This window comes from Methylobacterium sp. 275MFSha3.1 (assembly GCF_900108435.1).
Classification (GTDB): Bacteria; Pseudomonadota; Alphaproteobacteria; order Rhizobiales; family Beijerinckiaceae; genus Methylobacterium.
This window is the reverse complement of record NZ_FNWP01000059.1, coordinates 1-9,756: the sequence shown is the minus strand read 5'-3', so window position 1 is coordinate 9,756 and position 9,756 is coordinate 1. Positions and strand designations below refer to the sequence as shown.

General features: G+C 66.8%; 9 protein-coding genes. 7 read left to right on the top strand and 2 right to left on the bottom strand.

What is annotated here, in order from left to right; translation table 11 throughout:
- The 4 genes from BLW78_RS30420 to BLW78_RS30405 all read left to right on the top strand — a co-directional run.
- Positions 1 to 690: methyl-accepting chemotaxis protein (locus tag BLW78_RS30420; protein ID WP_244527121.1), on the top strand; the 690-nt coding region annotated here is incomplete at its 5' end.
- 7 nt (positions 691 to 697) lie between these two features.
- Positions 698 to 1,045, top strand: coding sequence for a hypothetical protein (locus tag BLW78_RS30415; protein ID WP_091684041.1), 348 nt, complete (start codon positions 698 to 700; stop codon positions 1,043 to 1,045).
- A 59-nt stretch (positions 1,046 to 1,104) separates the two neighbouring features.
- Positions 1,105 to 2,157, top strand: a complete 1,053-nt coding sequence (locus tag BLW78_RS30410) for an HD-GYP domain-containing protein (protein ID WP_244527120.1) — start codon at positions 1,105 to 1,107, stop codon at positions 2,155 to 2,157.
- A gap of 343 nt (positions 2,158 to 2,500) precedes the next feature.
- On the top strand, positions 2,501 to 2,986 hold the full coding sequence (locus BLW78_RS30405) for a response regulator (protein WP_091684037.1): 486 nt from the start codon (positions 2,501 to 2,503) through the stop codon (positions 2,984 to 2,986).
- A 238-nt stretch (positions 2,987 to 3,224) separates the two neighbouring features.
- Here BLW78_RS30405 and BLW78_RS30400 read toward each other — a convergent pair whose 3' ends face one another.
- Positions 3,225 to 5,339, bottom strand: coding sequence for an ATP-binding protein (locus BLW78_RS30400; RefSeq protein ID WP_091684035.1), 2,115 nt, complete (start codon positions 5,337 to 5,339; stop codon positions 3,225 to 3,227).
- A gap of 115 nt (positions 5,340 to 5,454) precedes the next feature.
- On the opposite strand from BLW78_RS30400, the gene BLW78_RS30395 reads away from it, so the two are divergent.
- The 3 genes from BLW78_RS30395 (at position 5,455) to BLW78_RS30385 (ending at position 9,189) form a co-directional block, all read left to right on the top strand.
- The gene (locus tag BLW78_RS30395) at positions 5,455 to 6,042 is read left to right on the top strand and encodes a substrate binding domain-containing protein (protein WP_091684033.1); all 588 of its coding nucleotides are present in this window, start codon (positions 5,455 to 5,457) and stop codon (positions 6,040 to 6,042) included.
- Positions 6,043 to 6,513: 471 nt separating this feature from the next.
- A complete protein-coding gene (locus tag BLW78_RS30390; RefSeq protein WP_244527119.1) occupies positions 6,514 to 8,802 on the top strand; it encodes an HWE histidine kinase domain-containing protein in 2,289 nt (762 codons plus the stop codon).
- Positions 8,803 to 8,823: 21 nt separating this feature from the next.
- Positions 8,824 to 9,189 (top strand): response regulator, encoded by a 366-nt coding sequence (locus BLW78_RS30385; RefSeq protein ID WP_020095764.1) that lies wholly within the window; start codon positions 8,824 to 8,826, stop codon positions 9,187 to 9,189.
- Positions 9,190 to 9,432: 243 nt separating this feature from the next.
- Here the strand turns inward: BLW78_RS30385 and BLW78_RS30380 are convergent.
- A partial coding sequence (locus BLW78_RS30380; protein ID WP_139307803.1) for a transposase occupies positions 9,433 to 9,756 on the bottom strand: 324 nt, incomplete at its 5' end.

Sequence of the window (9,756 nt, the reverse complement as noted above, 5' to 3'; positions counted from 1 at the left end):
GCCGCCGAGGAGGCGTCGACCAACGTCAACACGGTCGCGGCCGCGGCCGAGGAACTCGGCTCCTCCGTGCAGGAGATCGGCCGGCAGGTGACCGGCTCGGCCCACCTCGCCCAGGCCGCGGTGGGCGAAGCCGACCAGACCGCCCACCTCGTCCAGGCGCTCAGTCAGAACGCCGCGCGGATCGGCGACATGGTCGGGATGATCTCGGGGATCGCCGCCCAGACCAACCTGCTGGCGCTCAACGCCACGATCGAGGCGGCCCGCGCCGGCGCGGCCGGGCGGGGCTTCGCGGTCGTGGCCACCGAGGTGAAGGCGCTCGCCGACCAGACTGCCAAAACGACGGAAGAGATCAGCCGTCAGATCGGCGAGGTCCAGGGTGTGACCGCGCAGGCGGTGACGGCGATCGGCGGGATCACCGGGCGGATCCGGGAGATCGACAGCGTGGCGACTTCGATCGCGGCCGCCGTCGAGGAGCAGGGGGCGGCGACCCAGGAGATCGTGCGCAACGTGGCCCAGGCCTCGGCGGGGACGAACGAAGTGACGGGCAACATCGCCGGCGTGGCGCAGGCTTCGGAGGAGACGGGGGCGGCGGCCTCGCAGGTCCTGTCGGCGGCCTCGGAGCTGTCGCGGCAATCCGAGCATCTCGGTGCCGAGGTCGCCCGCTTCCTCGCCACCGTCCGCGCCGCCTGAGATGGCTATGGTCGAGATCCTCGCCCTCCCGGTCCGGCCTCACGGCACGCACCAGTTCGACCGACTGCACGCGGACTTAGCCGCCGCGCACGAACGTGGCGCGGATCTCGGCCCCCGAGCCCCTCACATCCAAGCAGGTGGCGACAGGCTGCTCGAACTGACTTGCGCCTTGGAACGCGCGATCGAGGATCTGGATCTCACGTTGATCAAGCTCGATCTCCGGGATCCGGACATGCGTGAAGTCCTGCGAGACTTCGTCATCAAGACCGAGAGCCTCGCCAACACGGCGCAGAGCTTCGCTCACACCGTGCACGGCCTCGCCGGCCTAGCGCAGCGGTACCCAGCGACCCTCTGACTGCGCTCACGACTTCGGGCCGGACGTAAGACCGGCCCCAGCATCAGATGGAGGCCGGCTTGGGCAGGCTGTTGTTGATCTCCGACGACCTGGCCCGGACCGGTCGCCTTGCGCGTTCCCTCGGCCCGACCCGGCGCTGTACCGTCCAGGACCTGTACGATGACAGCCTGCCGTCGGTGCAGCCGGATCTGATCGTCGGCGACGTCGCTCAGCTTACCTCCGAGGCGATCGCGCGCCTGCAGCGGATGCTAGAGCCGCTGCGCGGGGCCGGTGCCCCTTTTCTGTTCCTGACCCACGGTAACGCCGCTCGCGCTGAGGCCCAGGCTCGACTCCTCGCTCCGACCGACATCCTCCCGGCCCTGACCATGCTTGAGCGCCTGCTGGCTCGGATCGACCACCTTCTGGAGGTCGGTGGCTCCGCCGTCGCTGCCCGGATGGCGGACGAGGCCCGGCAGTTCTTCGACAGGACCTTCTTCTCCGGCCAGATGGTCACGCCCGAGCTCGCGAGCACCGGCACCGGCCTGATCGCCCGAGCCGTGCAGCATTGTGGCCTCCGCGAGTGGATCGGGGCGGTACAGCGCTTCGACGAGGCCACGCACCGGCACTGCCTGATCGTCACTGGTCTCGCTGCCGCGTTCGCGGCGAAGCTCGGGTTTGCCGATCTGGACAGCTACCGCCTGACCAAGGCGGCGCTGCTGCACGACGTCGGCAAAACCCGGATCTCGACCGCGATCCTGAACAAGCCCGGGCGGCTCACCGACGAAGAGATGACGGTGATGCGGACGCACGCGGCGCTGGGCTACGACATGCTGGTGGATAGCGGCTTCTCGCGGGAGATGCTGCAGGTGGTCCGCTCGCATCACGAGATGCTCGATGGCTCCGGCTACCCGGACGGGCTGCGGGCACCTGAGATCTCGGACCTCGTCCGGCTGGTAACGATCTGCGACATTTACGGCGCGCTGATCGAGCGGCGGCCGTACCGGGCACCGATGCCGGGAAGGCAGGCCTACGGGATCGTGCAGTCTATGACAGGCCGGCTCGACCCTGATCTGGTCACGGCGTTCCGCCCAGTGATGACCACGTTTGATCCGACCGGCACTGCTGCGGCTTAGGGTCGGAATTGGGTGGGACCGCGACGTCCGCTCCGATGCGCTTGCTGTTCCAGAGCGGACCGCCGGCTTTCCACCCTTTCCGGTCATTCCGCGACCGACCCACTCGGGCCGTACAGATCGGCATTGACGCTTCCCGAAAGCCGCCATTCATCGACAGCCCGGCGACGTCCGTTCGGGGAAGGCGGCCTTGCCAGGGTACGCCCGTAGGTGACGAGCCGCCACAAACCACGGTCATCGCCCTGGGCGAATAAATAGCGCATAAGGGATCATCACTGGCTTCGGACCCGGCCGTCAGTGCCTGAGAGCGGTGAGCGCTCCCGGCCTGATCATACGGAGCACGGTTTTGGCTAACAGCAGGCCTTTAGCCATCCTCATCGCGGAGGCTGATGAGGTCGTCCGTATGGTCACGGCCGACATGCTGGAAGACGTCGGCTTCCAGACCATAGAGGTCCGCACAGCGGCCGAGGCGCTGGTGGTTCTCGAAGGACCGATGCCTGTGAGCATGCTGATCACTGGACGCGGCATCGTGGGCGATGGTGTTGCCCTTGCCCACCTCGTTCATCACCGTTGGCCCACTGTCGGCATTATCGTCACCTCGGGAGCCGGATCAGATCTCCGAGAGGAGTTGCCGCCGGGCACGCGACTGCTCAGCAAGCCCTACGACTTTGCAGACCTCATCCATGAGGTGGAAGCTGGCCTCGCACAGGTACAGGACGAGCCCTCAGGCGCTCCCGTGCTCCCGAGCGGCGTGCCGCCCCATACCGGGACGGAGATGGGCAGCGGGATGGGCGTTGTCGCCGCTCCCACGACCGAGCCGGACCAAACGTAGCCCCGGCCGTCAGGCCGGCTAAGTCTGAACACATTCGGCTTGGCTGCCACAATGTCGGTGCGGGCGGCGAGTGGGCGGGACGGCGATATCCTCTTTGACGACTTTCAGAACCTAAGCTGACTGAAATCTACCCAGAGGGGTCCTCCCGTGACCGACCCATTGCTGTCGTCCGAACCACAACCGGCGGCTCTGCAAAGCAGCCGTGCGCCAGTCCTTCGACAGGGGTGTCAGGTTACCGTCAATTCGCGATCAAATCGCGGATGCGCGATGCCAGCGCATCGACGGCGAACGGCTTGGTCAGGACGGCCATCCCCGGTTCCATCTGGCCGTCCGTCAGCAGCGTGCTCTCGGCGTAGCCGGTGATGAACAGAACCTTGAGGCCGGGCCGCGAGACCCGAGCGGCGTCGGCCATCTGACGGCCGTTCAAGCCATTGGGCAGGCCCACATCGGTGACGAGCAAGTCAATACGGGCGTCGGACTGGAGCACCTTAAGACCGCCCGCCCCATCCGCAGCCTCCACGGCGGTGTAGCCGAGGTCGCTCAGCACGTCCGTCACCAGCATGCGCACGCTGGGCTCGTCGTCCACCACAAGGACGGTCTCGCCGGCCTGTGCCAATGCCGGGGATCCTTCCTCCGGCAGGGCCTCGTCACGCTCAGCCTTGCCCCTGTGGCGCGGGAGGTAGACCGTGACCGTTGTGCCCTGCCCCTCGTTCGAGTGGATGCGGACCTGCCCGCCGGACTGCTTGACGAAGCCGTAGATCATCGACAGGCCAAGGCCGGTCCCCTGGCCGAGCGGCTTGGTCGTGAAGAATGGGTCGAACGCCTTCGCCACCACTTCCGGGGGCATGCCGGTGCCGGTGTCCGAGACGCTCAGCGACAGGTACTCACCGGCCGGCATATCCTGTCGCTCGGCGACTCGGGGAGTGATCCGACGGTTGCCGGTCTCGATGACGATGCGCCCCCCGTCCGGCATCGCGTCGCGGCCGTTGATGCAGAGGTTCAGCAGCGCGTTCTCGAGCTGGGACGGGTCGACCAGAGCCGGCCATAGGTCCGTGGGTCCGGCCGTCTCAAGCTGAACGCTCGGCCCGACCGTCCGCCGGATCAGGTCGAGCATGCCATCGACCAGGGCGTTCACGTCGGTGCCTTTCGGCGCGAGCGTCTGCCGACGCGAGAAGGCCAGCAGGCGGTGGGTCAGCGCCGCCGCCCGCTTCGTCGCCCCCTGCGCGGCGGCCATATACTTGTCGACGTCCTTGAGGCGCCCCTGCTCGATACGGGTGCCCATCAACTCCAAGCTGCCGGAGATGCCGGCCAGCAGGTTGTTGAAGTCGTGGGCAAGCCCTCCCGTGAGTTGCCCGACCGCCTCCATCTTCTGCGATTGGCGGAGTTGCTCCTCAGCGTTCATCAGCTCGGCCGTGCGCTCGCCGACGCGCTGCTCGAGAGTTTCGGTGAGGGCGCGCAACTGGGTGATGGCCCGGTCCCGCTCCTGTTCGACAACACGACGCTCCTCGACGTCGAGGAGCACGCCGGGAAAGCTCAGGGGCGTGCCGTCCGGCGCGTGGTCGACCCGGCCATTGGCTTCGATCCAGTAGTAGCGCCCGTCCAACCGGCGCACCCGGTACTGGTGCGCATAGGCGCCGCCACGGCCGACGGCCTCGTTGATCGCTTCCGCCAAACCCGCTTGGTCGTCAGGATGTACGGTGGCTACGATCTGCGCCAGCGGGATGCCCTCGCGGCCGAGCGCTGGATCGAGCCCGAAGCTTCGGGCGAAGGCTTCGTCGACCGTGAACCGGTCGGACGGTAGGTCCCAGTGCCACGTGCCGATGATCGCGCCAGCGGCCAGGGCGAGTTGCACGCGCTCGATGTTAGCCCGTGCGAGCGCCTCGCTGGCGCGCAGGCGCTCTTCGGCCTCGCGTCGGGCGGTCACGTTGTTGAAGATGATGGCAATCTGCCGGTCCGCAGGGTCACCGACGGGAACAGCGCGCACGTCGAACCAGCGCGAGAACGCCTCAGCATAGCTCTCGAAGTTCGCGGGTTCCCGGGCCTTGGCGACCCGCCCGTAAGTCTCGAACCAGAAGGGCTCCAGGTCAGGGGCGAACTCGGTTACCCACTTGCCGCGAAGGTTGACGCCCGACTCGCGCTCGAAGGCAGGGTTGGCCTCTACGAAGCGGTAGTCGACCGGCCGGTCCTCGGCGTCGAACTTGACCTCGACGATGGCGAAGGCCGCATCGACCGTCTCCAGGATCGTCCGGAAACGCTCCTCCCTCTGACGGATGGCGGCCTCGGACCCGCGCAGACGCAGGATCTCGGCCTCGAGCTCCCCACGGGAGAGGGTCTTCAGTTCGTCCCCCGACACGAAGGATGCTTCTCTTCCGTTTACCGCGGCCGCGGCGCCTCTCGTGGCTAATCCAAGTGCGTTTACCCCGAGGAAGGTTCCTGACCAGCCTTGCACACCGCCGGGGCTGCAATCCGTGAAGCGCCACCCCAAACTATTTGTCGACCAGCGCCGTAGGGACCGCGTCGCCGACCTCATCGAGGAGGGCATTGACGTGGCGATCCGCGTGGGCGAACTGTCCGGCTCCCGCTTGCTCTCCCGGCGTCTCGCGCCGCATCGGCTCTGCGCTTTCGCGTCCCAAATCTACCTGGAGCAGCGCGGGACACCGCAGCATCCGGACGACCACATCCACCACGACTGCGTGAATTTCCGCTTCCAGAGTGCGGGCCAGGCTTTGCGCTGGCCGTTCCAGATCGGCGGCCGCGCGGTTGATCTCACGCCGAACGCCGGCGGCGTCGCAGACTTCAGCGATGCGGTCGCGGCCATCCTCGTGGTCGGCGGCATCGGCATCTCGCTGTCGTATGTCGTCGCGTTCCACGTCGAGCGAGGTGCGCTGATGCCTGTCCTGCGGAAGTTTTCTGTCGAGCGTTCCGTCGTCACGGCGTTGTGGCCGGAGAGCCGACACGGCAACCAGAATACGAACGCCTTCCCGGCTTTCCTAGGAGGTATGTTTCATTCCCCAACACCTCGGGACAAGCTGCTCAAAAGTTCAGTGGGGAAGTAAATGGTCGCCGTGGGTAGGTCTGCTTCTATACATCGACCATTCGGAAGCGGATGGTCGGGAAACCACCCCGAGCGGTTGTACCGCACCCGACCCAACTCAGAAGCGCGGACAGCCTTCTAAGCTGCCCGAAAGCGGTCATGGGTCGGACGCTGCACGGTATCGGCTTTGGCCCCGGTCGACCGGCCCGAACCGCTCGTACGAGGACCGGTGTCCTGTGGGCCGCTCAGCCCTCGCGCAATCGTCTCATGCGCAATCGAAGCTCCTGTGGTAAAGGGCATGTCACTCGACACCGCCTGTCGCCGATGCCCCTCCACAACCCTCAGAAAATCTCCCCATTCCAGAACGCACACTTCCTACCGCTACACAGGTTGACAGTGAGTTCGGGCACGCAGATCGGCAGCGACCTCGTTCATGATTGAACCAGTAAAGTCGCCCGTGGCTGTCGCTGGCCTCGACGCCGAGGACGCCCGCTTGGCGGCCCTTCACCGCTACCAGATCCTCGACACGCCGCGTGAACCGGGGTTCGACGAGATCGCCGCACTCGCTTCGGCGGTCTGCGGCACGCCCATCGCGGTCGTGAACCTGATCGGCGAGGGCCGCCAGTTCTTCAAGGCGGAAGTCGGCCTCGGCGTGCGCGAGACGCCGCTCGACAGCTCGTTCTGCGCCTGCGCGATCCTGGAAGAGGAGTTCCTCCTCGTCCCGGACGCCACCCGCGACACGCGCTTCGCGTGCAATCCGCTGGTCGCCGGCGAGCCCCATCTGAAGTTCTACGCCGGGGCGCTCCTGAAGACCGCCGAGGGCCATGCCATCGGCACCGTTTGCGTGCTCGACTACGAGCCGCGCGATCTCACCGCCGTCCAGCAGCAGACCCTGCGCGTCCTCGCGCATCAGGTGATGACGCAGCTCGAACTGCGGCGCGCCCTCAGGGAGAGGCGTGAGGAGGCCGCGTTCATGCGCAGCGTGCTCGCCTCGTCCGCCGACTGCATCAAGGTCCTCGACCTGGATACGCGCCTCACGTTCATGAGCGAGGGTGGCAAGCGCGTGATGGAGGTCGGCGACTTCAACGCCATCCGCGGCTGCCCTTGGCCGGACTTCTGGCAGGGCCAGGGCAACGCGGACGCCAAGGCTGCCGTCGTGGCGGCCAAGGCAGGAGGCGTCGGCCGCTTCCAGGGCGGGGCTAGCACCATGGCCGGTAACCCGCGCTGGTGGGATGTCCAGGTCACGCCGATCCTCGACGCGCAAGGCGTCCCCGAGAAGCTGCTCTCGGTCTCACGGGACATCACGGTCCAGAAGGATGCCGAGCGCGCCGCCACGGCGAGCGAGGACCGCTGGCGGAGTCTGTTCACCAGCATGCACGAGGGGTTCTTCTCCGCCGAGATCCTGCGGGACGACGAGGGTCACGCGGTCGATGTGCGCTTCCTGGAGGTCAATCCCGCCTTCGAGATCCAGTCGAGCCTACCGGCGAACCAAACCGTGGGCAGGACCATCCGCGAAGTGATCCCGACCATCCCGCAATGGCTGATCGACATCTACGCGGGCGTGGTCGACACCGGCGAGCCCGCGACGTTCGAGGTCGCCGTGCCCGCCCTGAACCGCACCTTCGAAGCACACGGCCATAAGGAGGCGGATCAGCGCCTCGCCGTGATGTTCATCGACATCACCGAGCGCAAGCAAGCCGAGGAACGCCGCAACGCCCTGATCGAACTCGGCGACCGGCTGCGCCACGTCACCGCCAAGGCGGATGTCGCTCCGGTCGCGGCGGACATCCTGGCGCGGACGCTAGGGCTCAGCCACGTGGGGTACGGCGATGTCGACCGTGTGCGCGACACCGTCACCATCGCCGACGACCACGTCGCTGAGGGCGTCGATCGCCTGAACGGCGTGTACCCTTTCCGGAGCTACGGGTCTTACGTCGACGACCTCAAGGCGGGCCGGGCCGTGTTCATCGCCGATGCGACGGACGATCCGCGCACGGCCGGCGGCAGCGACGCCCTGGCCGCCGTCGGCGTCCGGTCCATCGCCAATATCCCGCTGATGGAGCACGGGCAGTTCGTCACCCTTTTCTTCGCCTTGAAGGCCGAACCGCACGCTTGGACGGCTGAGGAGCAGGCTTTCCTGCGCAACGTCGCCGACCGCACCCGGGCCGCCATCGGTCGCCTGGAGGCGGAGGAGCAGCAGAGAGTGCTCAACCAGGAACTGAGCCACCGCATGAAGAACATGCTGGCCATGGTCCTCTCCATCGCGACCCAGACCCTGAAGACGGTGCCCGACCGAGAACCGGTCGAGGCGTTCGAGCAGCGCATCCACGCGCTCTCGGCGGCCCACGACGTCCTGCTGCAGCAGGAATGGACGGCGGCCCCCCTGGACGCGGTCGCCAGCGCGGTTCTGCGCACCTTCGCCCAAACCACACGGCTCAAGGTTTCTGGGCCGCAGGTCTCGCTTGGGCCGCGCGCGACCCTATCTGTCTCTCTTCTGCTGCACGAACTCGCGACTAACGCGACGAAGTACGGGGCTCTCTCCAACGACGAGGGCCACGTCGGAGTCAGTTGGCGCGTCGATGGCGATAGCGATGAAGGTGACCTAGTGCTCGACTGGGAGGAGAGCGGTGGGCCGCCCGTTAAGGAACCCGCCAGACGCGGCTTCGGCTCGCGACTGATCCGTCTCGGATTGGTCGGAACGGGCGACGTCGACCTACGCTACCAGCCCACCGGTTTCCGGGCCGAGATGCGCGCGCCGCTCGCGCAGATCCATCAGTCCTAGGAAGCCGTCATGGGACAAGCGATGCCAGCGGCCTCCGCCGTGATCCTCGTGGTCGAGGACGAGCCCCTTCAGCGCATGATGGCGGTCGATCTCGTCGAGATGGCGGGGTTCGACGTGGTCGAGGCTCGCAGCGCCGACGAGGCGGTGCGCATCCTGGAGAACCGCCTCGACATCCGGGTGGTGTTCACGGACATCGACATGCCCGGCGGCGTCGACGGGATGAAGCTCGCGGCCATGATCCGTGACCGCTGGCCGCCCATCGAACTGATCATCATCTCGGGTAAGCACCGTCCCACGCCCGAGGATCTCCCGGTGCGCGGCGTGTTCTTCTCCAAGCCGTACAAGCGGGACGAGGTGACCCGGGCGCTGCGGCAGTTCGCGGCCTGATTGATCCGAACGGCAGACCTTCCAGTTCGCAGGGAAAGGACGGCCAAGCGCGCGATGGCGATGGCCGCTTCTCTGTTCTGAGCCTCCGGAACCAGACTGCCCGCTTTCCACCCCAAGCGGGTGTACCGCACCCGACCCCTCCCGGACGTCCAGAGCGTCGCTCGGGAATTCGCAAAGCAGACAAAGCGGCCGATGTTCAAACCGGCGTAAGTTAACGGGGTGCAGCCTAGGTAGGGGACTCATTCAGGTCCATGCGATGACAGAGGAAACTAGCGCGACGGCTGCGAGATAGTTGCAGGCTAGGCGATCGTAGCGGGTCGCGACGCGCCGCCAGTTTTTGAGGTGGCCGAACAGCCGCTCGATCCGATTGCGCCGTCGGTAGGCGACCCGGCTGTGCTTATAGGGTACCGTCCGGGTGGCCGTGGATGGGATGGTGGCGATCACCCGGTGGCTCTTCAGCCAATCTCTCAAGCTCTGTGCGTCGTAGGCCTTGTCGGCGATCAGACGCTTGGGCGGCACCACAGCGCACAGCAGGGGCAGCGCCATGGTGATGTCGGCCACGTTGCC